Origin of the sequence: Nocardia africana NBRC 100379 (assembly GCF_001612635.1) — a bacterium.
GTDB classification, from domain to species: domain Bacteria; phylum Actinomycetota; class Actinomycetes; order Mycobacteriales; family Mycobacteriaceae; genus Nocardia; species Nocardia africana.
In genome coordinates, this window is the sequence record NZ_BDAV01000012.1 from 267,565 (window position 1) to 292,446 (window position 24,882).

The following is a 24,882-nucleotide window of genomic DNA, read 5'->3' on the forward strand; positions in this document are numbered from 1 at the left end:
GCCACCACCTGCAGATGCGGGGCGCCGGTCGGATCGGAGGAGGCTGGGGCGGTCATTTGTCCTCGCTAGTGTTGATTCCGAACGCGTTCTCCCAGGCCGCGGTGCTGGTCAAGCGCGCGTGTGCGGCACGGTACCGCTCCCGCAGCTCGGGGAACCGGGCGGCCAGTTCCCGTCGCAGCCGCATCGCCTCGGCGAACAGCTCCCGGGCCTGACGCGGATCGCGCTTGCGGTAGACCACGCCCCGCCCGTCGGCTGTGGTCACGGTAACCCCGTCGACCTGCGAGAGCAGGAACCAACGCGCGTCCAGTGTCGGGACGTTCAACTGCGGGCGGTCGTGATGCTCGGTCTTGGCCTTGCGCAGGTTGTGCGCCACGCCCTTGCCGAGCCGGACGATCTTCGCCAGCGGATTCGACGGTTCACCGACCGCACCCACATCTGCGCCGCTGGGCAGCGGCAGGTCCGTCGAGGAGCCGACGATCACCGCATCCGGGAATTCCTTCCGCATCGCGGCGACCTGGCCCAGCGCGGTGGGCAGCAGTTCGAACAGTTTGTCGGGCCCGGCGAGGAAATCGCGAATGGCCTGGTTCTGAATGGCGACCGTCGAATATTCCAGGCACAGCAGATGTTTCAGCGTCGCCTTGACCGTATTGACGATCATCGGACGGCCGTCGTTGCCGAGGTGCAACGCCGCGACCACCAGGCGGTTGCGCAGGTGGAAATACGCCTGCCAGTCGATGGCGTCGTCCTTGTCGCTCCACGCCATGTGCCAGACCGCCGCACCCGGCAGCGTGACCGTCGGATATCCGGCCGCCCGGGCACGCAGCCCGTATTCCACGTCGTCCCACTTCAGGAACAGCGGCAGCGGCTGACCGATCTGCTCCGCCACCACGCGCGGGATCACGCAGGTCCACCAGCCGTTGAAATCGACGTCGATGCGCCGGTGCAGCAGTTTGGAATTGTCGCGGTCGCGCAGCGGGTACTTCGAGAAATCGTGGTCGTATTCGACATTCGGCGCCGCGGTCCACATCCAGATCCCGCGGTCGACCACCTCGCCCATGGTGTGCAGATGCGAACGCTCCTGCAGATTCAGCATCTGCCCGCCCACCAGCGTGGGGGTTCGGGAGAAACGGGCGAAGGCCAGCGCGCGCAGAATGCAGTCCGGCTCGATCTCGATATCGTCGTCCATGTAGACGATGTATTGCGCGTCCGTGGTTTTCAGCGCCTCGTACATGACGCGGCTGTATCCACCGGAACCGCCGAGATTCGGCTGATCGTGAATGGCGAGCCGATCGCCGAGAACCGCGGCCGCCTCGGCGAATCCGGGTTCGTCCACGGCCTTGCGATTGCCCTGATCGGGAATGATCACGGCCTTGATCTTCTCCAGCACCAGCGGGTCGGAGCCGAGGGCCGCGAGGGTGTTCACACAGTCGGTGGGACGGTTGAAGGTCGGCATGCCCACCGCGATGCTGCCCTCACCGGGCGCCTCGATCGGCGCGTACCACCCGCCGCTGCGCAATTCGACCGCGGAATCGGTGGTGATGTCGAACCAGATCCAGCCGCCGTCCTCGAACGGCGCCAGCTCGACCTCGAATTCGACCGTGGTGACATCCGACGGTGCGGTGAGCGCTTCACGGCCCGTCGTGGTGGTCGCGAATTCCTTGCCGCGCACGTGGATTCGGGAGCCGTCCGCCTTGGAACGGTAGACGTCCACCCGGCCGTGCCCGGACAGATCCAGGCGCAGTACCACCGAGTCCAGAATCGTCCAGCGCCGCCAGTAACTGGCCGGCACCGCATTGAAATAGGTGCAGAACGACACTTCCGATTCGGCGCCGATCGACAGCGAGGTGCGCGTCGGAGCATGAGCGCGCCGAGCGTTCGTCGCCGATTCCTCCAGATACAGCGTCCGCACATCCAGCGGCTCGCCGGGGCGAGGCAGAATGATGCGCTGCAGCAGGGATTTCGCGCGGGTCTCGGTGCTCATATCCTCGAGGGTCACTTGTGCGGTCATTTCACTTCCTGCATCCGCGGTACGGGCCGGTGGCACATTACTGGGGATCGCCGGCCGTGAGCGGTGCGCCGGATTCCAGATGCGGGCGCAGCACGTTGTCGAAGGTGCTCAGCGCGCTGCCGATGGCCATATGCATGTCGAGATACTGGTAGGTGCCCAGACGTCCGCCGAAAACGACCTTGGCCGCGGCCGTTTCGTTCTTCGCCCGCTCGCGGTAGGCGAGCAGTTTGGCGCGGTCCTCCGGGGTGTTGATCGGGTAGTACGGCTCGTCGCCGGTCTGCGCGAATCGCGAGAATTCGCGCATGATGACGGTCTTGTCCTCCGGATAGCTGTCGCGCTCCGGATGGAAATGGCGCGGCTCGATGATGCGGGTGAACGGCACGTCGGCATCGTTGTAGTTCATCACCGAGGTGCCCTGGAAGTCGCCGGTCTCGAGCACTTCGGTCTCGAAATCGATGGTGCGCCAGCCGAGTTCGCCTTCGCTGTAGTCGAAGTAGCGGTCCAGCGGGCCGGTGTAGACGACCGGCGCGTCCGGATTCTGCGCGCGGATCTCGTCGCGAACCTCGAACCAATCGGTATCGAGGCGCACCTCGATCAGATCCGATTCGGCCATCTTCTCCAGCCAGGCGGTGTAACCGTTGACCGGCAGACCCTCGTAGGTGTCGTTGAAATAGCGATTGTCGAAGGTGTATCGCACCGGCAGCCGGGTGATATTGCCGGCGGGCAGCTCCTTCGGATCGGTCTGCCACTGCTTGGCGGTGTAATCGCGGACGAACGCCTCGTAGAGCGGACGGCCGATCAGCGAAATCGCCTTTTCCTCGAGATTCGCGGCGTCTTTGGTATCGATCTCGGCGGCCTGCTCCGCGATCAGCGCCCGCGCCTCCTCGGGGCTGAAATAACGGCCGAAGAACTGCGAGATCAGCCCCAGCCCCATCGGGAACTGGTACGCCTGCCCCTTGTGCATCGCGAAGACGCGATGCTGGTAACCGGTGAACTCGGTGAACTGATTGACGTAATCCCACACTCGCTTGTTGGAGGTGTGGAAGAGGTGGGCACCGTACTTGTGGATTTCGATTCCGGTTTCCGGATCCGGCTCCGAATACGCGTTACCGCCCAGGTGGTAGCGGCGCTCGACCACGAGCACCCGCTTTCCCAGCAGGTTGGCGGTGCGTTCGGCAACGGTCAGCCCGAAGAATCCGGAGCCGACGACGATCAGATCGAAGGGAGCTGCGACGGTCACGGGTGCCCAGCGTAGCCGTAGCGGGTCACCGCGTCTGCACGCCGTAGGTCTCGCCGGCGGGGACGGTGGTCACGGCCGTGCGCGGACCGGGAGGGGTGGCGGAATATCGCCGCGAGGGGCCGGGAAGTGTTCACCAGGGTGTCACCGGGGGTTGACGCGGGCACCGGTCGGCGCGGAGCCACGACGCCATCCGTACCGCCGCCCGGATGGGCGAACACCCGCCACGGCGGCCCTCGTCCGTCGCCGTCTCAGTATGGGTAGGGCGGCTGGCCGTAGTACGCGGCGGGCGGATAGGCGGGCATACCCACCCCGCACCACCGCTTCGCCGAACCGGACAGCGTCAAGCTCAGCATCAGCACCGCGATCAGCAGGCCGACGATTCCGCCGATCGACGCCGCGGGCACGCCGTTGGCCAGCGCCATCACGATTCCCGCGAGTCCGCCCAGCAGCCCGAGCGAGGACAGCAGGACCAGCATCACGCGCCCCGCGTTCTTGTGGTTCATCAGCATGATTCCGCCGACGGCCCACAGCAGCGCGATCAGGCCGTCGACGGCGGCCATGACGTAGAAGATGTCGCCCGAACCGCTGCGGTGCGAGCTGTAGGAGCTGTACGAGTGGTTCAAGCTGCTGGCCGCACTGAGCAAACCGACGATTCCGAATGCGGCCAGCAACGCCAGCAGTAAGGCGAAAACTCCGGCGGTGATCGCCGCGCCACCACTCGGCCGCGGCTCCTGATAGCCGTAGGGCGCATACCCCGGCGCCGGATAGCCCGCGGGCGGATACCCGGGCGGCGGATAGCCCGCCGGCGGATAACCATTGTTCCCGTAGCCGGGTCCGTACGGATAGCTCATCGGCCTCCCCCTTCTCTCGGGCAGGCACTCTACCGCCTGCCGACGACGTCGGTACGAGGTGAATCCGCATCACGGGGAAGGCGGCCCACTGGTGTCTCCTATCGTCGCCGGGGCGGTCGACCGATCCTCGACGCCGGGATAAAGCCTTGTCTGCGAAGATGGTTCGGCCCGGACTCAGTAGGCGACGGTGAAGCGCGTGCGGGTGTGGCGCGGATCCTCGGCCTCGTCGAGAAGTGCGACGGCGAGGTCCTCCATCGAGATGTACGAAGTGCCGGTGCTGTCGGCGAGCAGTTCGTCGGCGCCGGTCCGGTAGGTTCCGCGGCGTTCGCCGGGTTCGAGCAGGGCGGGCGGGCTGAGGTAGGTCCAGTCGACATCGGTTGTCGCGCTGCGCAATACCTCGCGCTGGGCGTGGCAGGCCAGGGCGATGGGCCGCCAGTCCGGCGGAAAGTCGGGCATCTGCATGACGGTCGAGCCGGTTCCGGGCACGATCAGGTCGCCCGCGCCGCCGACGACCAGCAGGCGAATGCCGGTGCCGCGCAATCCCTCCAGCAGCGCCGCGGCCACGTCCGCCAATTCGTACTCGCGCCCGGGGTGTGGCCTGGTCGCGCTGATGACCACATCGCTGCCGGCGGTGACGTCCTTCACCTGGGCCGGGTCGGTGGCGTCCGCGGCGCGGAAGCTCGCCGCTGCGGAGGCAACAGCCGGGCGCCCGGCGCTGCGGCCGACGGCGGTGACCTCGTGGCCGCGCGACAGCGCCTCGCGCACGATGCGGCTGCCGGCGGCTCCCGCCGCGCCGAAAACGGTGATATGCATGCTCTTTCTCCTGCGAGGATGGGGTCAGAGGACTCGGGAGATGTGCGCCGAGGGGTCTTCGTGCCCGATCGAATCGGTGTCGCCCGGCGAAAGTTGCCGAGGGCCGGCGAGTTCTGGCGCATCGGTGACCATCGGTGACAGCGAAGGCTCGTTCGGCTTCGGCGCCCGATCCCCCAACTGGCCCAGCACCGTGCCACCCAGCGCGATCACCATGCCCAGCACCTGCAGCGGAGTCAGCGACTGGCCGAGCGCGATCCACCCGATCACCGCCGCGGAGAGCGGGCTCAGCAGGCCGAGGAAGGCGACCGACGTGGCCGGCACCCGCGCCAGACCGCGGAACCAGAGGGCGTAGGCGGCCGCGGTGCCGAGCGCGCCGAGATAGAGGTATCCACCGATCGCCGAGCCGTCCAGCGCGGGCGGCGCACCCTCGGTGAGCAGGGCCAACGGCAGCAGCACCACCCCACCCGCGGTCAGTTGCCAGCTCGTGAACGCCAGCGGGCCGACACCTTCGGGCCGTCCCCAATACCCGGTCAGCACGGTCCCCGCGGCCATCGATGCCGCGCCGGCCAGTCCGGCCAGCACGCCGATCGGGTCCAGCGCGGCATTCGCCCGCAGCACCACCAATGCCACCCCGAGCATGCCGATCGCGGCGGCCAGCAGCTTGCGACCGCTCGGTCGCACGCGCAGCAGCAACGCCGCGAAACCGAGCGCGAACAGCGGTGCGGCCGAACTCAATACGGCCGCCACGCCGCCGGGCAGCCGGTACGCCGCGAGGAACAGCAACGGAAAGAAGGCGCCGATGTTGAGCACGCCGAGCAATGCGGCACGGCCGATCCAGCGCCCGCGCGGCAGCACCCGAGTGGCGCCCAGCAGCACCAATCCGGCGGGGAGGGCGCGCATCAACGCGGTGAACATCGGCCGCTCCGGCGGCAGGAACTCGGACGTGACGGCGTACGTGGTCCCCCACACCAGCGGGGCCAGCCCGGTGATCGCGAGGATCGCGGCAGTCGAACCGCGGGCAGCAGCGGTACGGGTCATCACGGTATCTCCTCATTGATAATCTCAACGTTGAGATAATCCGACACCAGCACGTGTCTTGATGTCAAGTATCTGAACGTTGAGATATTCGCTCGAGAGGAGAGCCATGAGCGACGCCGTGGACCGCATCGTCGCCGACTGGGGTCGCGTCCGCCCGGAACTCGACGTATGGCCGACCCACGTCATCGGCCGGCTGAAGCGCCTGGGCCGCCGCCTCGAACGCGAGATGAAGGACTTCTTCGCCCGCTACGGCCTCGAGTACTGGGAATTCGACGTGCTGTCCACCCTGCGCCGCTCCGGCGGGCCCGACGGCCTCACCGCCGGCGACTTGATCAAAGCCACCATGGTGACCTCGGGCGCGATCACCAATCGCATCGACCGCATGGCCGCCAAGGACCTGGTCCGCCGCGTTCCCGATGCGAAAGACCGGCGAACGATCCGAGTCCAGCTGACCGAGCACGGCCGTGCGGTGATCGACGAGGTCATGCCGCTGCACGTCGACAACGAGATCCGTCTGCTGTCCGGTATGAGCCGAACCGATCTTGACCAGCTCGCCGGCATGCTCCGCCGGCTGTCCGAATCATTGGACGACACCTCGCTGGGCTAGCGGGGCCGGGCACGTCCGTTATCCCGGAGCCTGCTGTGGAGCCGTCACCCCCGGGACGGACGCGGTGTGGTCCGGTGCCGCGACTCCCGCCGCCGACGAGTCGACGGGTGAACCGGTCGTGGCGGCAGGAGCGCCGGCCGCGTCCGCCGGGCCCGGACGAGTCGCCGCATCCTGCCCGGTGGGAGGCGGTGGCGGGGCGGGAGTCGCCGCCGTCCCCGGCGTGCGGGTGCCGCCGGGAGCCGCGGCCCGCACCCCGGCACCCTCCCCCGCGCTCTGGCTGACCTCCGGTGCGATCTGCAACAGGCGGGCGTAATCGACGATCTGGGCGCCGAGGGTCGGGGTCGCGATGATGACGCCGCCCTTGTACAAGCGGAAGGTTCCGACCTTGCCGGGCAACAACGACTCCGGACCCATCGGATCGCCCAAAGGCCCTGCCGCCCCGCCACTTTCGGCATACTTCACATCGATAGCGGAGTTGCCGCGCACCGCTTGTTCCGGGACCGCCGGCGCGGGTCCGGCCGGAGCCTCGGGCGCGGCGGGGGCCGATTCCAGTTCCGCGGGGGTGGGCCCGACCTCGAGAGTATGGATGTCGATCGGCTGCCCGCCGCCGGGCGCCGCCGAATACTCGGTGCGCAGAATGTGGCCGTCACGCATGAGCACCTGACCCGCGGTGGAGTGGACCGCGTCGGCCGCGCGCGGATCTTCCTTGTCGGTGCCGGGATACATCTGACAGTCGGTGGTGTCGCAGGTCTGGGCATACGGGTAGCGGTGTTCGGCCAAGGCGTACGAGCGGGCCGCGACAGCCTGTGCCCGCAGCGCCTCCGCACCGCCCTTGTCGGCCCAGTCGGCCTCCATCTCCGCCGGGACCACCCCGAGCAGGTAGTCCTCGACGTCGAGCTGGTTCACCGTCGCCGGGTGCCCGTTGTCCTGCGTAACCCCCAGTGCCCCACGGAAACTCGAGCCGTCGCACACCTTCAGGTGTTCGGCCGCGGGCCGGTCGGAGCCGGGGTCGGCGGGGTGGGCCCAGGGATCGTCGGTGGAGCCCTGCCACAGCACATCACCGTCGCAACCGATGGTCACGACGACGTTCGCACCGCCGTCCGGCGTGGGGGTCAGATGCGCGGCCTGTCCCGCCACCACCCGCCGCCCGGCGACGGTCAGCCCGGAATCGGAGTACACGTCGAGCGTCTCGTTGTCGTAGACGGTGAGCCGCACCCGGACCGTGGTCGGCCCGGCCGTTCCGAGCTGGGCGCCCGGGTAGTAGTGCGCCAGGATGCCGTCGGCCGTCGCGCCGGCCGTGGCTTGGTCGAACGCGCCCACCTGGCTCATTCCGCGCCCGTGCCCGGGGCCCGCCGCCGCCTGATACGCGGCGTTGCGAGTGCCGGAACCGAACATCGGCACCGCGAAGGCGACGACGATGCCGCCGGTCACCGGGACCACGACCAATCCGATCAGCGCGCCGCGCCGCATGCGCCGACGACGCAGCAGTTCACCGTGCCGTCGCCGGAGCCGGCTCCGGAATCCGGCCACGGCCCCGTCCACCCGTGCGCTGTCCGAGTGATCCGGCGGCGGCGCGGCGCCGGTGCGGGCGGCTTCGGTCCGGGTCATCGAACCCTCCTGTGGTGTGCGAACAGCGGCCGTCGGGCGTCGCGGTGCGCACTCGGGCGACGGTGAGCCATCGTGCCTCCCAACGGTTTCGGCGAGCCGGGTGGTTGATCGAACGCACCGCTCGCTCGGCATGTCCTGACCTGGTGTGGCTACTGGGAAGTTACATTCGAGCTATCCTAGATCTAATCCTCAACCAAAGGTTTAGATCTGCGGCATTTGGGACTAGTGTGACCATTGATCCGTCAGGAATCAACCCCGCGCGCCACCCTGTTCCCCGCTGACGGTCACCGGTTCTACCTGAATGGGAGATGCTCGTGCCGTACCGCCGCCCGAAACGTTCCGCCGTCCTCCCCGTGGTCGCGACTCTCGCGGTCGCCGCCCCGCTCGCGACGCTGACACTGCGCGACTCTCCCGACTATCGCCCGGCGGGCGACAGCGACCTTGCCGCGATACCCGCGCAACTCGCCGAAGTGGCCCTGGCGTCCGCCCCCGACATCGTGTTGCCGCTGCGCGAACTCACCGGCTTGAACCTGCCCGATCTGCGACTGTCCGACTTGCGGAAACTTCCGCTGCCGAAGTCGATTCCCATCCCGCCCGGCCTACCCGCTCCGCCGGGGGTCCAGCTACCCAGCGAGATTCCACTACCCCAATTCGGTGATCCGACGACCGCCACCCCGACCCCGACGCCGTACGCCGGACCGGTCACCCCGCAGGCTCCCGCCCCCGCCGCGCCGACGCGGACTCCCATCGCCTCCGCCGCGCACGCCGGCCCCGGCTTCATCGCCGCCCCGCTCGACCCCGCACAGATTCCCGGTGCCGACCCGGCCGCCCCCGCCCTGTCCCCCGGTGCCGTACCACCGGATATGGCCGATGAGGTCGGCGCGGAAGTCAAGGAATTGACTCGGGATACGCCGTTCAGCATGGTCGCCCTGACCGCGAAGGAACTGGCCGACACCACCTCTCTCATCCGCGCCCAGCAGGCCGACGGCACCTGGGGACCGTGGTTCCCGACCGATCGGGTCGACACCGATCGCAGCGATCACGCGGCCGCGGCCGCCCGGACCGGCACCGAACCGATCTACGTCGGCGAGACGAAGGCGGTTCAGATACTGACCACCCACAAGGCGATCGCCCCGGCCGCCGGCCGCTCCGACGACCCGGCGCAGCGGGCCGCGTCGCAACTCTCGGCGGTGCTGATCAATCCCGGGCGCGGCGCGATCGACGAGAATCTGACCTCGGTCGCCGCGCCGCTGCCGGGCGGCGGGCCGAAGGTGATCAGCCGCGCGCAGTGGGGCGCCGACGAATCGCTGCGCTGCGAGGAGCCCACCTATGACGACGGGCTGGGCGGAATCACCGTGCACCACACCGCCGGACGCAACGACTACACCAAGGCCGAATCCGCCGGCATCGTACGCGCGATCTACGCGTATCACGCCAAGACGCTGGGCTGGTGCGATATCGGCTACAACGCGCTGGTCGACAAGTACGGCCAGATCTTCGAGGGCCGCTACGGCGGTCTGGACCGCCCGGTCGAGGGCGCGCACGCCGGTGGTTTCAACGAGAACACCGCGGGTGTGGCGATGATGGGCGATTTCGAAACCCAACCGCCCAGCGACGCCCAGCTCCAGGCCACGGGGCAGTTCGTCGGGTGGCGGGCCAAGATCGCGGGACTGGACCCCGAGGGCCACACCACCATGTACTCCGAGGGCACCGACTACACCCCGTACGCCGAGGGTGCGGCGGTGGACCTGCCGATCGTGTTCGCCCATCGCGACGTCGGCAACACCACCTGCCCGGGCGATGCCGCCTATGCGCGCATGGATCGCATCCGCGAGATCGCCGCGGGTGTGGCCGCCGGCACCGCGCCCGCGGCTCCGAAAGATCGACGGGCGCATGCGGATCTGGCTGCCCTGGCGGATCTCAGCACACAGTTGCTGAGCATGGTGGACAAGAACGTCATCGCCACCTACTGGGCGGGGCAGGGCGGTCCGAACGGACACCTCGGCGCCGCATCCTCCGAACCGGCCCCGACCGGGGACGGCGGCCAGTACGCCACATTCGTCAACGGGTACGTCTACGCCGCGCCCGACGGTTCGATCGTCGAACTGGCCGGCCGGATTCTCGACCGCTTCGTCCAACTCGGCGCCGAATCCGGACAGCTCGGAACGCCGCTGCGCACTCCGTATCCGGTTCCCGGCGGTCAGCGGGCCGATTTCCGGCTCGGTTCACTGATCCTCAACACCGCCACCGGTGTCGTCACCACGCTGCTGAAACACGGTGGGGCACAACCGGGCCCGGCCGGCGAGCCGATCCCGCAGGCACTGCCCGCCGCGGACGCCCCGGCCCCGCAAGCGGCTCCGGACGCGGGGCCTTCCGATCCGCAAGCACCCCCGGCACCCGATGCGCAAGCAGCACCGGAGGCACCGGCAGCCCCCGCTCCCGCGGGCTGAGCGCTGGGCCACGAGGTCGCATCACCCCGAATTTTCGTGCAAACCTCCGCCCGAATGCGCGAAACCTGCTCGTAGCGGCGAGGTTTGCACGATCAGTTCAGGGCCGAGCCGACTGACGGACGGGCCCTAGCTCTCCCACCAGCGCTCGAGCACCCGCGCCACGCCGTCTTCCGCGTTGGAGGCGGTGATCTCGTCGGCGGCGGCCTGGGCTTCGGGGTGGGCGTTACCCATCGCCACGCCGTGGCCGGCCATGCGGAGCATCGGTACGTCGTTGGGCATATCGCCGAACGCGAGGATCGCCGCCGGGTCGACCCCGAGCCGCTCGGCGACCACGCTCAGGCCGGCGGCCTTGGTGATCCCGGGCGCGGACAGTTCGATGAGCCCGTTGTTGGTGGAATAGGTGATGTCGGCGCGTCCGGCCAGGTGGGGTTCCAGGGCCGACTGCATCTGCGCGCTGGGCGTCCCGCGCAGCCGGATCAGCATCTTGATGGCCGGCGCCGAGATGACCTCCTGCCGCGACACCTGGGTGTCGTCCGGATTCAGCCAGGCGTGCTCGTACTCGGGGGAGCTGACGAATTGTGGCGTCGCGGCATCGTGCGCGCTGGAACCGACGCGCTCGGCGGCCAGCCCGCAGCCGGGAAGCACCCGCTCGGCGAGGTCGGCGATCCACGCCAGACTCTCCACGTCCAGCGTGCTGGTGTGCAGGATGCGATCGGCGGCGCTGTCGTAGATCACCGCACCGTTGCCGCAGACACACAGCGGAGGAAAGCCCAAGCCCTCGACCACCGGATCGATCCAGCGCGGCGGACGGCCCGTGGCCAGCACGAACGGCACTCCGTCGGCGATCAGCGCGGCCACCGCGGTACGCGTGCGCGGCGTCACCCGTTCCCATTCGTCGAGCAGCGTGCCATCGACATCGGTGGCCACCATCTTCGGCTTCGGTAGACGCGTCACCTATTCCATCCTGCCCGAAATTCCGGCGCGGCTGTAATCATTTGCCCGCGCCCCGCCTGCGAGTGGGCCGGAAGTGGTGCACGATGTCACCGGTGGACTCGAGACCATTCCCTATGATCAGGGGCTAGTAACCGACCCGAGGGGACCGATGACCGGCTTTCTGCTACGACGTGCGCTCAACTATGTCGTGCTGCTGGCGCTGGCGTCGTTCCTGGCCTTCAGTCTGGCGTCGCTGACATTTCGCCCGCTGGACAGCCTCGAACAGCGCAATCCGCGACCGCCGCAGTCGGTGATCGATGCCAAGGCCCACGAACTGCATCTCGACCAGCCGATCCCGCAGCGCTACCTCACCTGGGTCGGTGGCGTGGTGCACGGGGACTTCGGCACGACCCTGACGGGGCAGCCGGTCAGCCAGGAACTGCCGCGCCGCATCGGGGTCAGTCTGCGGTTGCTGATCGTGGGCTCGGTGGTCGGCACGGTCCTCGGTGTGCTGATCGGCGCGGCCGGTGCGATCCGGCAATATCGCTTCAGCGATTACTTCACGACAATAGTTTCCCTGCTGGTGCTCAGCACGCCCATCTTCCTCTTGGCCACGCTGCTGAAATACGGTGCGCTGGAAATAAATTCGGCCGCGGGGCAACAGATATTCCTGTACACCGGTGAAACCTCGGCCACGGCCGTGGACGGTGTGTGGAATCAGTTCGTCGACCGAGTGCAGCACATGCTCGTCCCGAGCCTCGGTCTCGCCCTGGGCGCGATGGCCGGGTACAGCCGCTACCAGCGCAACGCCATGCTCGATGTGCTGCAGAGCGACTTCATCCGCACCGCGCGGGCCAAGGGGCTCACCCGCCGCCGTGCGCTCTACAAACACGGCCTGCGCACCGCGCTGATTCCGATGGCGACCCTGTTCGCCTACAGTCTCGGCGCGCTGATCACCGGCGCCACCTTCACCGAGAAGATCTTCGGCTGGCACGGCGTCGGCGAATGGCTCGTCGACGGGATCAACGCGCAGGACATCTACATCGTGGTGACCGTCACGGTGTTCGCGGGATTCGTGGTGCTGGTTTCGGGCCTGCTGTCCGACATCGTGTATGCGATTCTGGATCCGCGAGTGCGGGTCGGATGATCGGGGCGAGAAAGTGACCGAAACCGAGATCATCGCGCAGGGCGCGCCGGAACCCGCGGCCGCCGGTCGCCGAAAGCTGGTGTGGCGCAGGTTCCTGCGCAACAAGCCGGCCATCGTCGGTGCGACCGTGCTGATCATCATGCTGATCGGTGCCTTCGCGATCCCGCCGTTCCTGTCCTACGACTATCAGGAGCGCGACCCGTACGCACTGCTGCAACCCCCGTCGCCGCAGCATTGGTTCGGGACCAACGAGATCGGCCAGGACATGCTGGCCCAGACCCTGCACGGTTTGCAGAAATCACTGATCATCGGCATCTGCGTGGCCGTGCTGACCTCGCTGATCGCGGTCACCGCGGGGTCGATCGCGGGACTGCTCGGCGGCTGGACCGACCGCGCGATCATGTGGCTGGTCGATCTGCTGCTGGTGGTGCCGAGCTTCATCATCATCGCGATCTTCGCCCCGCGCACCAAGGGCAGCAGTTCGATTCTGCTGCTGATCGTGCTGCTGGCCGGATTCAGCTGGATGATCAGCGCCCGCATCGTGCGCGGCTTGACGCTGAGCCTGCGCGAACGCGAATTCGTCCGCGCCGCACGATATATGGGCGCTTCGACGCGGTCGGTGATCGTCACCCATGTCGTGCCGAACATCGCGTCGATCCTGATCATCGACACCACTCTCGCCGTCGGCGCGGCGATCATGTCCGAAACCGGTTTGAGCTTCCTCGGATTCGGTGTGCAGCCGCCGGACGTGTCACTGGGCTCGCTGATCGCCTTCGGCACCAAATCGGCCTTGACCTTCCCGTGGCTGTTCTTGTTCCCGGGTGGTTTCCTGATCGCGATCGTGCTGTGCGCCAACCTGGTCGGCGACGGCCTGCGCGACGCCTTCGACCCGAGTTCCAAGGGCGCGCGGGCGGGCCGGAAGGCCGGCAAGGCGGCGAAGCGGAACAAGGCGCTGCGCGCAAAGTCGGCGCGAACGTCCGGTGCCGGTCCGGATGAGCAGGCGGACAAGAGGATTGAAGCGGCATGACCGATCGCACCACCGAATCCGCCGACCGCGCGGACTCGCGCCGCGGCACGACCGCGCCCCTGCTGGAGGTGTCGGACCTGCACGTGTCCTTCCCCGGCGAGGAGGGCCGCATCGACGCGGTGCGCGGAGTGAACTACACCGTCGCCGACGGTGAGGTGCTGGCCATCGTCGGCGAGTCCGGTTCCGGTAAATCGGTGTCCTCGCTGGCCGTGATGGGGCTGCTGCCCGACCAGGCCCGCATCCGCGGCTCGATCCGCCTGCGGGGCCGGGAGTTGCTCGGCATGGGCGACAAACAGCTCTCGGCGCTGCGGGGAACACGGGTCAGCATGGTCTTCCAGGACCCGCTCTCGGCGCTCACCCCGGTGTACCGGGTCGGTGATCAGATCGCCGAGGCCCTGGTCGCCCACAAGAAGATGAGCAAGTCGCAGGCCGCGGACCGGGCCGTGGAGCTGCTCGATCTGGTCGGTATTCCCGAACCGGCGGTGCGCGCCAAGGCTTTTCCGCACGAATTCTCCGGCGGTATGCGTCAGCGCGTGGTGATCGCTATGGCGATCGCCAACGATCCGGAACTGATCATCTGCGACGAACCCACCACCGCCTTGGATGTGACGGTGCAGGCGCAGATCCTCGACCTGCTGCGCAAGGCGCGCGACATCACCGGCGCCGGCGTCATCATGATCACCCACGATATGGGGATCGCGGCCACGCTGGCCGACCGCGTGGCCGTGATGTACGCCGGGCGGATCGTCGAAAACGCCCCCGCCGCCGAGCTGTTCAACTCGCCGCGAATGCCGTACACCGTCGGTCTGCTCGGTTCCATCCCGCGGATGGACGGTCCGGCCCGGGCGCCGCTCATCCCGATCGTGGGCGCTCCCCCGCCCATGCACGCCCTGCCGCCCGGCTGCCCCTTCGCGCCGCGCTGCCCGGTCTCGATCGACGACTGCCTGGCCGCGGAGCCGCCCCTGCAGGAAACCGCGCCCGCGCATCGGGCGGCGTGCATCCGCACCACCGAACTGGGGACCGCGGACCTGTTCGCGGCCTACCGCCACGACACCGACAGCGTCGCCGCACCCGAGCCCGCCGATTCCGACGTGGTGCTGCGGGTTTCGGGCCTGACCAAGACCTTCCCGGTCACCTCCGGCGTGGTCTTCAAGCGGCGCACCGGTGAGGTGCGCGCGGTCGACGGCATCGATTTCGCGGTGCGCAAGGGGCGCACGCTCGCGCTCGTCGGTGAATCCGGATCCGGGAAATCGACCACGCTGAGCCAGATCATGGACCTCGCGCAACCCCAGGCGGGCACGATCGAGGTCTTCGGCGAGGATGTCGCGACGCTGAGCAAGCAGCGCAAACGCGATATCCGCCGCAAGCTGCAGATCGTGTTCCAGGATCCGTCGTCCTCGCTGGATCCGCGCCTGCCGATCTTCGACGCCCTGGCCGAGCCGCTGCGCGTCGACGGCCGGTCCCGCGACGAAATCCGCAAGCGGGTACCGGAATTGCTGAAACAGGTCGGACTGCGCGCCGAGCACGCCGATCGCTATCCGGCCGACTTCTCGGGCGGGCAGAAGCAGCGCATCAATATCGCCCGGGCGATGGCGCTGGACCCGCAGCTGCTGGTACTCGACGAGCCGGTGTCCTCCCTCGACGTTTCCATTCAGGCCGGGGTGCTGAACCTGCTGCGGGATCTGCAGGCCGAACGCGGACTGTCGTATCTGTTCGTCTCCCACGACCTTTCGGTGGTCCGCAACCTCGCGCACGATATCGCGGTCATGTATCGCGGCAAGATCGTCGAATCCGGTCCGGCCGAGCAGATTTTCGCGGCACCGCAGCACGAGTACACCCGCGCGCTGATCGACGCGGTTCCGCTTCCGGTCGTGGCACGCTAGGAGTTCGTCGTGAGGATACGTTCGCGGACACTGCGTTCGGCGGCTGTCGTACTGGCGGCCGGCGTGGCTGTCGCCCTGGCCGGGTGCGCATCCGTGAACACCACGAACGGACCCGCGAGCCTCGGAACCGCCAACGACATCAATCCGCAGCCGCGCGCGGCGGTGCGCGACGGCGGCAACCTGCGATTGGCGATCAGCGGATATCCGGCGAACTGGAATTCCCTGTCCATCGACGGCAACGAGTTGGAGACCGGTGAGGTGCTGTGGCCGTTGATGCCCCGGTCGTACCTGATCGACGCGTCCGGCAATTTGACGATCAACAAGGACTATTTCACCGATATCCAGCTCACCGGTACCGATCCGCAACAGGTCACCTACACCATCAACCCCAAGGCGGTGTGGAGTGACGGATCACCGATCACCTGGGAGGACATCGCCTCCCAAGCCCATGCGCTGTCGAGTGTGGACACCCGCTATCTGATCGCGATCAACAACGGGTTCGATCGGGTCGACAAGGTCGAACGCGGGGTCGATGACCGACAGGCCGTGATCACCTTCAAGCAGCATTACGCGGATTGGCGCGGTCAGTTCGCCGGAAACGCGATGCTGTATCCGAAGTCGGTCACCGCCGACCCGGATACCTTCAATCGCGCGCTCGCCGGCGGCATTCCGCTCACCTCCGGCCCGTTCGTGATCCGCTCCACCGACCGCACGCAAGGCCGAATCGTGCTGGGCCGCAATCCGAAATGGTGGGGCGATACTCCGAAACTGGACACCATCACCTTCAGTGTGATGGATCAGGCCGCATATGCGGCGGCCCTGCAGAACAACGAACTCGACGCCGCACGCCTGAACTCCATCGAGGATCTGGCGACCGTGCGCAGCAGTGCCGAACTGGTCGTACGCCACGCACCGGGAAATTTGTGGCGGCACATCACCTTCAACGGCGCGCCCGGTTCGATTCTGGCCGATCCCGCACTGCGCGTGGCCCTTTCGAAGGCCGTCGACCGGCAGGGCATCGCGAACGCGATCGAGAACGGTCTGGTGTCCAATCCGAAACCGTTGAACAACCACATCTTCGTTCAGGGGCAAGAGGGCTATCAGGACAACAGCCTGCCCTACGATCCCGCGGCCGCCGCGCGCGAACTCGATGCGCTGGGCTGGAAACAGCAGGGCGATGTGCGGGTCAAAGACGGCCGCCGCCTCGAAATTCGCGATGTGATGTACAACGACCCCACCTGGGTTCGGGTCGCGCAGATCGTCCAGGGTGATCTCGCGAAGGTCGGCGTGAAGCTGATCATCGCGACCCGGCAACGGCAGGGTTTCTTCACCGATGCGATGATCCCCGGTGATTTCGATATCGCTCAGTTCCAGTTCTCGGGTGACGCGTTCCCCTTCGGGAGCATCCCGCAGATCTACGCCTATCACCCTGATGACGAGCAGAGCAATTTCGGTCGCATCGGCTCCCCGGAGCTGAACGCACTGATCGAACGGACCCTCAGCGAATTGGACCCGAAAAAGGCCATCGACCTCGCGAACCAGGTGGACCGCAAGGTTTTCGAAGAGGGTTTCTCGCTGCCGCTCACTCAGGATCCGGGCAACTACGGGGTACGGACCACCATTGCCAACTACGGCGCTCCCGGCCTGGCCACCTACGACTACACCAAGATCGGCTTCGTAAGTTAGCCGCCCGTCCCGACGAAAGGAGAACGAGGCCATGCGGATTCGTTCGACGATAACCCGGCTCGCGATCCCCGCGGTCGCGTTCGGATTGCTGCTGTCGGGGTGTTCGGGCTCCACGACCGGGGCGGGGAGTTCCGACCTCGGCACGACCAACGACATCAATCCGCACGACGTCGCCGACCTTCGCGACGGCGGAAATCTCCGGTTGTCGATCTCGGAGTTCCCGCCGAACTGGAACACCCTCCAGATCGACGGCAACAACTACGACATCACCGCGGTGGAACGGCCGATGCTGCCACAGGCATTCACCATCGATGCCGCCGGCGGCACGCATCTCAACACCGACTACTTCACCAACGTCGAGTTGACCGGCACCGATCCGCAAACCGTCACCTACACCATCAACCCGAAGGCGGTGTGGACGGACGGGACGCCGATCACGTGGGAGGACATCGCCTCTCAAGCCGAGGCGCTGAGCGGTCGCCATCCGGAGTATCTGATCGCCAACAATATGGGTTTCGATCGGGTCGCGAAGGTCGAGCGCGGTGTCGACGACCGCCAGGCGGTGGTGACATTCAACAAGCATTTCGGTGAATGGCAGGGCCAGTTCTCCGGTAACAGCCTGCTGTACCCGAAGTCGGTGACCTCGAATCCGGACGCGTTCAACAAGAGTCTCGTCGACGGGATCAAGGTGACGGCCGGACCGTTCGTCGTCCAATCCACCGATCGCACTCAAGGGCGTATCACGCTGGGGCGCAACCCGAAATGGTGGGGCGCGACGCCGAAACTCGACACCATCAATTTCAGCGTGCTCGATTCGGCGGCGCTGGTGCCCGCTTTGCAGAACAACGAACTCGACGCGATCGGAATCGGTAGCCGCGGCGATCTGCTGACGGCTCAGGGCGTTCCGAATGTCTCCATCCGCCGCGCGCCGGCGCTGCAGTGGTCGCATCTCACATTCAACGGCGCCCCCGGGTCGATTCTGGAGGATCCGAAGGTTCGCGTCGCCGTCTCGAAGGCGATCGATCGGCAGGGTATCGCGAACGCGATTCAGAACGGACTCGTCGCCGAACCCAAGCCGCTGAACAATCACATCTACCTGGAGGGGCAGAAGGGCTACCAGAACAACGCCCTGCCCTACGACCCCGACGCCGCCGCCCGCGAACTCGATGCCCTCGGCTGGAAATTGCAGGGTGACGTGCGTGTGAAGGACGGTCGCCAACTCGAGATCCGCGATGTGATGTACAACGATCCCTCCTGGGTGCAGATGGCGCAGATCATGCAGCAGAATCTCGCCAAGATCGGCGTGAAGCTCACGATCGACACCCGGCCGGGACAGGGCTTGTTCACCAATGTGTTCCAGAAGGGTGATTTCGATCTGGCGCAGTTCACCTGGGTCGGTGACCCGTTCCCCTTGGGCAGCATCAGCCAGATCTGGGGCTACGACCCGAACAACTGGCAGGGCAATTACGGCCATATCGGTTCCCCGGAACTCAATGATCTGATCGAGAAGACCGTCTCCGAGCTGGACCCTGGCAAGGCCATCGAGCTGGCCAATCAGGTCGACCGCCAGATCTTCGCCGAGGGCCATTCCCTCCCGCTGCTGCAGTCGCCCGGCATCGTCGCGACCCGTTCCAATCTCGCCAACTACGGCGCTCGCGGCCTGGCCACCCTCGACTGGACGAAAGTCGGCTACCTGAAGTGATGTCCGGTACCGGCCATCCCCTGGCCTATCCGGTTCTCACCACGATCGGCGCCCTGGTGATCTGCATCGCCTGGGCGCCGTTCGCCGATTCGGAGCAGCTCGCCATGTTGGCGGCGGTCGCCTGTGTTGTGCTGCTGTACAGCGGGTTTCGTCTCGCGGTGGCGTTCGGAGTGGTGCCGTGGCGCACGCTCCCGGCGGGGACGTTCCGGGTGAAACGGGTACGCCAGCAGAACCGGTTGCTGAGCCGATCGTGGCTCGAGCTGACCTCCGGGGGCCGGACTCGCTGGCTGCCGGTCTATTTCGATCCGCCACTCGTCGGCCTGACGGAATCCGAGGCCACCTGCGACGCCACCGCGGTCGTACACGGCCGGCGTCTGTTCGCATCCGGCGCGGTCCGCGACTCCGAACCGCAAGGCCGCCTGATCGACAACCCGACCCGCCCCGACCCCGACGGCCCGTCCCACGCCGCCGCATCCACCCGCCTCGGCCGCCGCCTCCTCCTCGACGCCCAGTTCGCCGTCGTCGCCCCCTTCGCCGGCCTGTTCTGGATCTACGTCGCCGGCGGCGGCGTCCCCGCCTTCGCCGGGGCGACCGTGGTGGCGGCCGCCACCGCCACCTGGTTCGCCGCCATCCGGGGCTCGGATCCGAGCTGAGGGGTCGCATCGGTCCGAGAAGCATTATCTCGCAGTGAGAAGAAGGCTGTACTCCTCGTAGCCTCCGACGATCGACTCACGGTCCTCCGCAGGCTGCGGCGCCGATTCACCTTTGTGCGCGTTTGGCTTTCGCGGCTGCGCGGCGTTCCATCTCCTCGCGTTCCAGGACCTTCGCCTGCTCCAATGTCGGTGCGGTGCCACCCAATCGGGCCGGGACCCAGCGGGCGCCCGCGGGCATGTCGTAGTCGCGTTGTGCCGCGTCGAGCAGTTTCTCCATGCTGGAACGCAGGGTGGCGGTCAGGGCGTCGGCGGGTTCGGTAGGGGGTATGGGTTCGCCTACCTGGATGTTGATCCGGAAGTTGTGGCGGCCCAGTTGTTTCGGGATGTCTTTGGTCCAGACGCGTTGGGCGCCCCAGATCGTCATGGGAACGATGGGGACGGCGGCTTCGATCGCCATGCGGGCGGCGCCGGATTTGAATTCCTTCAGTTCGAAGCTGCGGCTGATGGTGGCTTCGGGGTAGACGACGACGATTTCGCCGTCGCGCAGGGCGGTGACGGCGCGGGCGTAGGACTCGGCGCCGGCGGTGCGGTCCACGCCGATCGCCTTGCAGTGCTTCATGAGCCAGCCGACGATGCCGTGTTCGAGTTCGGCCTTCATCATGTAGCGGACGTTGCGGCCGGATTCGCGCCCGACCAGGCCGACCTCCATGAAGTCCAGGTAGGCCGTGTGATTCACGGCCAGGACCGCACCGCCGGTGCGCGGGATGTTCTCCCCGCCGACGATGTCGATCTTCAGGCCCTGTGCCCAGAAGATGGCGCGGACCAATCCGGTGAGGACGTCGAACACGGGCTCTCGCGTCATCGGTGAAACTCCTGGTACAACCGGGCCGATCCTGCCGTCAGGAGTCGGCATCTCCCGCTTCGGCGGCGCGACGTGCCGCACGCTTCTCCGCTTTCGCCTTCGCCTCGGCCGCGTCCATCGCGTCGGCTTCCTCCAGCGTCGGTGCGCCGCCGCCCAATCGGGCCGGGACCCAGTACGCGCCGGGCTCGTGCGTGTAGTCCTTCTGCAGGTCGAGCAGCATGTCCCGCATGGTCGAGCGCACGGTCTCGGTGAGTTCGGCGACGGCCTTCTCGTCCGCCTCGGCGGGCGGGAGGATGGGTTCGCCGACGGCGATCGAGATGGGAGTGTTGGTGCGGCCCAGGCGTTTCGGGTGTCCCTTGGTCCACACGCGTTGCGCACCCCAGATCGTCATCGGAATGATCGGGACGCCGGCCTCGATGGCCATCCGCGCGGCACCCGATTTGAATTCCTTGATCTCGAAGCTGCGGCTGATGGTCGCCTCGGGATAGACCCCGACCAGCTCGCCGCGGCGCAGATAGTCCACGGCCGCCTTGTAGGAGTCCGCGCCGGCCCCGCGGTCGACCGGGATGTGCCGCAGCACGCGCATGATCGGCCCGGAGATCGCGTTGTCGAAGACTTCCTTCTTCGCCATGAACCGGATATAGCGCTTCGGCGTCCGCGCGGGCAGGCCCGCGTAGGTGAAGTCCATATAGCCGGTGTGGTTGATCGCGATGACCGCGCCGCCCTGCGCGGGGATGTTCTCTGCCCCCGTGACGTCGAATTTCAGTCCCTGTACGAAGAAGACGGTCCGGGCCAGGCCGATGATCGTCCGGTATACGGGTTCCACAATTCCGCTAGCGTAGTCGCTGTCACATTTTCGCGACCGACCGCGGCACAGGAAACGAGGTTCAGCGCAGTGGAAAGCCCCAGTCCAGCATCGCGTGCAGGCGGCCGCACACCACGAGAGGGTAGGCGTGGCGCTGCAGACCGGCCGGGCAGCGCGGCGCGGCAGGCGACTCTCGGCGGCGCGGGCAGGCGGTCTGGCGATCGTCGTCGCGGGCATCCTCGCCGGATGTGATTCGCAGGTCGGCATCGAGGGCACCGACTATCACAAGGACGAGAAGTCCTCCGCGGCAACACGTTCCGCCGCACCGTCGACATCGCGGATCGCCGCTCCCGCTCCGGCAGCACCCGAGTCCGCCGTCGCGGTGGCCCTCGTGACGGCCGATCCGCAGGCCACCGAGGCCATGACGCGGTGGGTGACCGATCTGCGGCGGCTCACTCCCGCGGACATGGAAGCCAAGTGCTGGACGATGGCTCCCCGCAACGTCGAGACGATGTATGCCGACAAGCCGGCGATCGAGTCGGCGCTGGCACAGCCCGGCAGCGACAACGGCACCGCCCTGGTGTGGAAGTCGGCGAGCGGAGCCGCCGACGCGGTGACCGTCGTCGCCGAGCGAGCGGATATCGCCACCGGATATGCCTGCCCGCGGGTCTACCCCGCCGGCGCCGAGATCGGTTTCGGCACCGGTAGCGAGGCCCAGACCGCCGACGCCCGCCACGTCGTCCGGCGCTACCTGTCACGCCAGACCGGACATCCGATCGACGCGGCGGACCAGGAAAGCTCGCATCCGCTGCTGTGCACCGCCGACACCGCCTGGGATCCGAACGGCACCGGACGCACCTCGCGCCCCCCGCTGGCCACGAATGCGGCCAAACTCACGGCTGCGACCGCCTTCGCCGATCAATCGCTCAGCTCCACCGCCCTGAACAGCACCTACCTGTCCATCTCCGCAACGGTCACGGCCGGCGGCAGCCAGCAGGAACGGACATACACCGTCAAAGCGACAGACAATGGATATTGCATCGGCGACGTTTCGGCGTGATGTGCGGAGGCGGGCGGGCATCGTTGCGATAGCTCAGGAGTAACCGCCCCCGGATGACAGCGGGCGCCACGACGACCCGCCCGCACTCAGACCAGTTCGGGGACGCGCAGATGCGCGAGGGCGACCTCGAAATCGCCGACTTCGAGGACGTCGACACCGGCTCGACGGGTTCCTACGCGACGCAGGGTGGCGAGTTGTTCGCGGTTGTTTTCGACCGCGTCGGCGCTCTCGAAGGTCTCACAGGCGACTCCGCGGCCGTTCGCCCGATCGACCAGCAGGCTCGTGCTGCAGAACCCCGGCATCTGTTCCAGCTGCGACGCCACCATGGACTTGTAGGTCTCGATCGCCGTCCCGAACCGGCTCGTATCGTCGGACTTGGCCCACGTGAGCTGGGCACATGCGCCTTCGGGGAGGCGATGGTCACGGTGCATGACCGCGACCTCCCACTGCTCGACCCGCGCCGAATCGGCACCGAGCATCCGGACGGCACCATCGCGCAGCGAGCGCACCCGATCGGCGCTCTCGCGCATCATGTCCTCGGACTCCCACGACGTCGTCGCGATGCAGCGACCGGACCGGCGGTCGACCAGCAACGACATCCCGACACAGCCGGGCATGTTCTCCAGGGCCGGCATCACCTCGTCGCGCATATGCGCGATGCCGGCGTCTAGGGCGGAGGGCTTCGCTTGAATAGTCGTAGAACGTGCGTACACGGTCCACTTCCTCTGTACTCGGGGCAGCGCCCCGGTGGCGCCACCGTGCACCTCTACACTGCGCCGGTCCTACGGCGGAGGCAATAGCTCCGAAATAACCGATATCGAGCCCGCCGAAAGCGCCCCTCAGGCTGTGGGAGCCCGTTCAACCGCTACCCTGGGTGGCTGGTAGCCGGGTTCAGGAGGGACTTCTTCGTGCAGATCACCAGCGTCGGACATGCCGGATTCCACATCCGCACCGCAGCCGGGACGATCCTCTGTGATCCGTGGGTGAACCCGGCCTATTTCGCGTCGTGGGTCCCGTTCCCGGACAACACCGGGCTGGACTGGGACGAGCTTGGAAACTGCGATTTCCTCTACGTCTCGCATTTGCATCGCGACCACTTCGACGCGAAGAACCTGCTCGACCATGTGAACAAGGACGCCACCGTCCTGCTGCCGGACTATCCGGTGCCGGATCTGCAACGCGAACTCGAGAAGCTGGGTTTCCACACCTTCTTCGAGACCAAGGACTCGGTCAAGCACACGATCACCGGCCGGGACGGGCACGAGCTCGACATCATGATCATCGCGCTGCGGGCGCCGGCCGACGGGCCGATCGGTGATTCGGGTCTGGTCGTCTCCGATCGCGAGACCGTGTGTTTCAACATGAACGACGCGCGGCCGGTGGATATGGACGTCCTGCGCGAGCAGTTCGGACATATCGACATCCACCTGCTGCAGTATTCGGGCGCCATCTGGTACCCGATGGTCTACGACATCCCGAGCAAGACCAAGGCGAACTTCGGCAAGCAGAAGCGTCAGCGCGGAATGGACCGCGCGCGTAGCTATATCGAGCAGGTCGGCGCCACCTGGGTGGTGCCCTCGGCCGGGCCGCCGGTGTTCCTCGACGACGAGCTGCGCTACCTCAACGACGACGGCGAGAACCGCTACTCCGCCGACAACGGCAATATCTTCCCGGATCAGATGGTGTTCCTGGAGCAGATGCGCATCCACGGCAATTCCGGTGGCGTGCTGATGATTCCGGGTTCGGTCGCGGATGTGCGAGGGAAGGAACTGGATCTGACCCATCCGTTCGATCCGGCCGAGATCTACGACGACAAGGCCGGCTACATCGAGCGGATGGCACAGCGCATGGCGCCGGTGCTGGAACGCGAGAAGGCTTCCTGGGCAACCGAGGACGGCACGCCGCTGCTGCCCCAGCTCAAGGAACTGTTCGAACCGATCATGGCGCAGAGCGATCTGATCTGCGACGGTATCGGCTATCCGGTCGGCCTGGTGATGGGCGAGGAAACCGTGGTCCTCGACTTCCCGAAGCGGCTGGTGCGCGGGCCGATCGAGGGAGAGGGCAAGTACCGCTACGGGTTCCGCATCGCGCCGCAACTGGTCCGCACCGTGCTGCGCGACAACGAGCCGGACTGGGTGAACACCATCTTCCTGTCCACGCGCTTCCAGGCGTGGCGGATCGGCGGCTACAACGAATTCCTCTACACCTTCTTCAAATGCCTCACCGACGAGCGCATCGCCTATGCCGATGGCTGGTTCGCCGAGGCACACGACGATTCGGCCTCCACCGAGCTCGCCGGGTGGGAGGTGCAGCGCCGCTGCCCGCACCTCAAGGCGGATCTGTCGAAATTCGGTGTGGTGGAAGGCAATACGCTCACCTGCAATCTGCACGGCTGGCAGTGGGATCTGGAGACCGGGCGCTGCAAGACGTCCAAGGGGCATGAACTTCGTTCGCGCAAGCTGTGAACGAGGGCGAACTATTCGTGCAAACTCGCGACGACGAGCGGATT

The 24,882-nt window shown here is 67.1% G+C and carries 20 protein-coding genes; 10 read left to right on the forward strand and 10 right to left on the reverse strand.

What is annotated here, in order from left to right; genetic code table 11:
- Positions 1-52 precede the first annotated feature (52 nt).
- From NA3_RS22475 to NA3_RS22495, 5 genes are all read right to left on the reverse strand, one after another.
- Positions 53-2,008: a glycosyltransferase gene (locus NA3_RS22475; protein WP_062965597.1), complete on the reverse strand. Its 1,956-nt coding sequence runs from the start codon at positions 2,006-2,008 to the stop codon at positions 53-55.
- 37 nt (positions 2,009-2,045) lie between these two features.
- Positions 2,046-3,248 carry a UDP-galactopyranose mutase gene (glf, locus tag NA3_RS22480; RefSeq protein ID WP_062965598.1) on the reverse strand — a complete coding sequence of 401 codons (1,203 nt, stop codon included), beginning with the start codon at positions 3,246-3,248 and terminating at the stop codon, positions 2,046-2,048.
- A gap of 248 nt (positions 3,249-3,496) precedes the next feature.
- The gene (locus tag NA3_RS22485) at positions 3,497-4,099 is read right to left on the reverse strand and encodes a hypothetical protein (RefSeq protein WP_062965599.1); all 603 of its coding nucleotides are present in this window, start codon (positions 4,097-4,099) and stop codon (positions 3,497-3,499) included.
- A 174-nt stretch (positions 4,100-4,273) separates the two neighbouring features.
- Complete coding sequence (locus NA3_RS22490; protein ID WP_062965600.1) at positions 4,274-4,912, reverse strand: NAD(P)-dependent oxidoreductase; 639 nt, start codon at positions 4,910-4,912, stop codon at positions 4,274-4,276.
- 24 nt (positions 4,913-4,936) lie between these two features.
- A complete protein-coding gene (locus NA3_RS22495; RefSeq protein ID WP_084491781.1) occupies positions 4,937-5,950 on the reverse strand; it encodes an EamA family transporter in 1,014 nt (337 codons plus the stop codon).
- A 106-nt stretch (positions 5,951-6,056) separates the two neighbouring features.
- Here NA3_RS22495 and NA3_RS22500 point away from each other — a divergent pair, with 106 nt between their 5' ends.
- Positions 6,057-6,557, forward strand: a complete 501-nt coding sequence (locus NA3_RS22500; RefSeq protein ID WP_062965601.1) for a MarR family winged helix-turn-helix transcriptional regulator — start codon at positions 6,057-6,059, stop codon at positions 6,555-6,557.
- A gap of 18 nt (positions 6,558-6,575) precedes the next feature.
- On the opposite strand, the gene NA3_RS22505 is transcribed toward NA3_RS22500, so the two are convergent.
- On the reverse strand, positions 6,576-8,165 hold the full coding sequence (locus tag NA3_RS22505) for a SpoIID/LytB domain-containing protein (RefSeq protein ID WP_062965602.1): 1,590 nt from the start codon (positions 8,163-8,165) through the stop codon (positions 6,576-6,578).
- A 308-nt stretch (positions 8,166-8,473) separates the two neighbouring features.
- On the opposite strand from NA3_RS22505, the gene NA3_RS22510 reads away from it, so the two are divergent.
- Positions 8,474-10,615 (forward strand): N-acetylmuramoyl-L-alanine amidase, encoded by a 2,142-nt coding sequence (locus tag NA3_RS22510; protein ID WP_062965603.1) that lies wholly within the window; start codon positions 8,474-8,476, stop codon positions 10,613-10,615.
- Positions 10,616-10,741: 126 nt separating this feature from the next.
- On the opposite strand, the gene NA3_RS22515 is transcribed toward NA3_RS22510, so the two are convergent.
- Positions 10,742-11,545: an HAD family hydrolase gene (locus NA3_RS22515; protein WP_062965604.1), complete on the reverse strand. Its 804-nt coding sequence runs from the start codon at positions 11,543-11,545 to the stop codon at positions 10,742-10,744.
- 172 nt (positions 11,546-11,717) lie between these two features.
- Here NA3_RS22515 and NA3_RS22520 point away from each other — a divergent pair, with 172 nt between their 5' ends.
- From NA3_RS22520 to NA3_RS22545, 6 genes are read left to right on the forward strand one after another with little or no spacing between them, the layout of a single operon-like run.
- Positions 11,718-12,695 (forward strand): ABC transporter permease, encoded by a 978-nt coding sequence (locus NA3_RS22520; protein ID WP_062965605.1) that lies wholly within the window; start codon positions 11,718-11,720, stop codon positions 12,693-12,695.
- A 13-nt stretch (positions 12,696-12,708) separates the two neighbouring features.
- Positions 12,709-13,722, forward strand: coding sequence for an ABC transporter permease (locus NA3_RS22525; RefSeq protein ID WP_062965737.1), 1,014 nt, complete (start codon positions 12,709-12,711; stop codon positions 13,720-13,722).
- Positions 13,719-15,605, forward strand: coding sequence for an ABC transporter ATP-binding protein (locus NA3_RS22530; RefSeq protein ID WP_062965606.1), 1,887 nt, complete (start codon positions 13,719-13,721; stop codon positions 15,603-15,605). The genes NA3_RS22525 and NA3_RS22530 overlap by 4 nt, the downstream gene beginning before the upstream one ends.
- 9 nt (positions 15,606-15,614) lie before the next feature.
- Entirely contained in the window at positions 15,615-17,291 is a 1,677-nt protein-coding gene (locus tag NA3_RS22535; protein WP_062965607.1) for an ABC transporter family substrate-binding protein, read from the forward strand.
- A 31-nt stretch (positions 17,292-17,322) separates the two neighbouring features.
- Positions 17,323-18,993: an ABC transporter family substrate-binding protein gene (locus NA3_RS22540; RefSeq protein WP_062965608.1), complete on the forward strand. Its 1,671-nt coding sequence runs from the start codon at positions 17,323-17,325 to the stop codon at positions 18,991-18,993.
- Complete coding sequence (locus NA3_RS22545) at positions 18,993-19,646, forward strand: hypothetical protein (RefSeq protein WP_227995507.1); 654 nt, start codon at positions 18,993-18,995, stop codon at positions 19,644-19,646. The genes NA3_RS22540 and NA3_RS22545 overlap by 1 nt, the downstream gene beginning before the upstream one ends.
- Positions 19,647-19,752: 106 nt before the next feature.
- Here NA3_RS22545 and NA3_RS22550 read toward each other — a convergent pair whose 3' ends face one another.
- On the reverse strand, positions 19,753-20,508 hold the full coding sequence (locus NA3_RS22550) for a lysophospholipid acyltransferase family protein (protein ID WP_062965609.1): 756 nt from the start codon (positions 20,506-20,508) through the stop codon (positions 19,753-19,755).
- 37 nt (positions 20,509-20,545) lie between these two features.
- Positions 20,546-21,334 (reverse strand): lysophospholipid acyltransferase family protein, encoded by a 789-nt coding sequence (locus NA3_RS22555; protein ID WP_062965610.1) that lies wholly within the window; start codon positions 21,332-21,334, stop codon positions 20,546-20,548.
- Positions 21,335-21,461: 127 nt separating this feature from the next.
- On the opposite strand from NA3_RS22555, the gene NA3_RS22560 reads away from it, so the two are divergent.
- A complete protein-coding gene (locus tag NA3_RS22560) occupies positions 21,462-22,373 on the forward strand; it encodes a hypothetical protein (protein ID WP_062965611.1) in 912 nt (303 codons plus the stop codon).
- An 86-nt stretch (positions 22,374-22,459) separates the two neighbouring features.
- Here NA3_RS22560 and NA3_RS22565 read toward each other — a convergent pair whose 3' ends face one another.
- Complete coding sequence (locus tag NA3_RS22565) at positions 22,460-23,086, reverse strand: antibiotic biosynthesis monooxygenase (RefSeq protein ID WP_062965612.1); 627 nt, start codon at positions 23,084-23,086, stop codon at positions 22,460-22,462.
- A gap of 195 nt (positions 23,087-23,281) precedes the next feature.
- Here NA3_RS22565 and NA3_RS22570 point away from each other — a divergent pair, with 195 nt between their 5' ends.
- Complete coding sequence (locus NA3_RS22570) at positions 23,282-24,838, forward strand: Rieske 2Fe-2S domain-containing protein (RefSeq protein WP_062965613.1); 1,557 nt, start codon at positions 23,282-23,284, stop codon at positions 24,836-24,838.
- Positions 24,839-24,882: the final 44 nt, after the last annotated feature.

What these genes read in the sequence shown, in the direction of transcription:
- NA3_RS22500 (WP_062965601.1), top strand. Translation starts at nt 6,057, where the DNA reads ATGAGCGACGCCGTGGACCGCATCGTCGCCGACTGGGGTCGCGTCCGC.
- NA3_RS22490 (WP_062965600.1), bottom strand. Translation starts at nt 4,912, where the DNA reads ATGCATATCACCGTTTTCGGCGCGGCGGGAGCCGCCGGCAGCCGCATC.
- NA3_RS22550 (WP_062965609.1), bottom strand. Translation starts at nt 20,508, where the DNA reads ATGACGCGAGAGCCCGTGTTCGACGTCCTCACCGGATTGGTCCGCGCC.
- NA3_RS22510 (WP_062965603.1), top strand. Translation starts at nt 8,474, where the DNA reads ATGCTCGTGCCGTACCGCCGCCCGAAACGTTCCGCCGTCCTCCCCGTG.
- NA3_RS22485 (WP_062965599.1), bottom strand. Translation starts at nt 4,099, where the DNA reads ATGAGCTATCCGTACGGACCCGGCTACGGGAACAATGGTTATCCGCCG.
- NA3_RS22475 (WP_062965597.1), bottom strand. Translation starts at nt 2,008, where the DNA reads ATGACCGCACAAGTGACCCTCGAGGATATGAGCACCGAGACCCGCGCG.
- NA3_RS22520 (WP_062965605.1), top strand. Translation starts at nt 11,718, where the DNA reads ATGACCGGCTTTCTGCTACGACGTGCGCTCAACTATGTCGTGCTGCTG.
- NA3_RS22505 (WP_062965602.1), bottom strand. Translation starts at nt 8,165, where the DNA reads ATGACCCGGACCGAAGCCGCCCGCACCGGCGCCGCGCCGCCGCCGGAT.
- NA3_RS22495 (WP_084491781.1), bottom strand. Translation starts at nt 5,950, where the DNA reads ATGACCCGTACCGCTGCTGCCCGCGGTTCGACTGCCGCGATCCTCGCG.
- NA3_RS22515 (WP_062965604.1), bottom strand. Translation starts at nt 11,545, where the DNA reads ATGGTGGCCACCGATGTCGATGGCACGCTGCTCGACGAATGGGAACGG.
- NA3_RS22545 (WP_227995507.1), top strand. Translation starts at nt 18,993, where the DNA reads ATGTCCGGTACCGGCCATCCCCTGGCCTATCCGGTTCTCACCACGATC.
- NA3_RS22530 (WP_062965606.1), top strand. Translation starts at nt 13,719, where the DNA reads ATGACCGATCGCACCACCGAATCCGCCGACCGCGCGGACTCGCGCCGC.
- NA3_RS22540 (WP_062965608.1), top strand. Translation starts at nt 17,323, where the DNA reads ATGCGGATTCGTTCGACGATAACCCGGCTCGCGATCCCCGCGGTCGCG.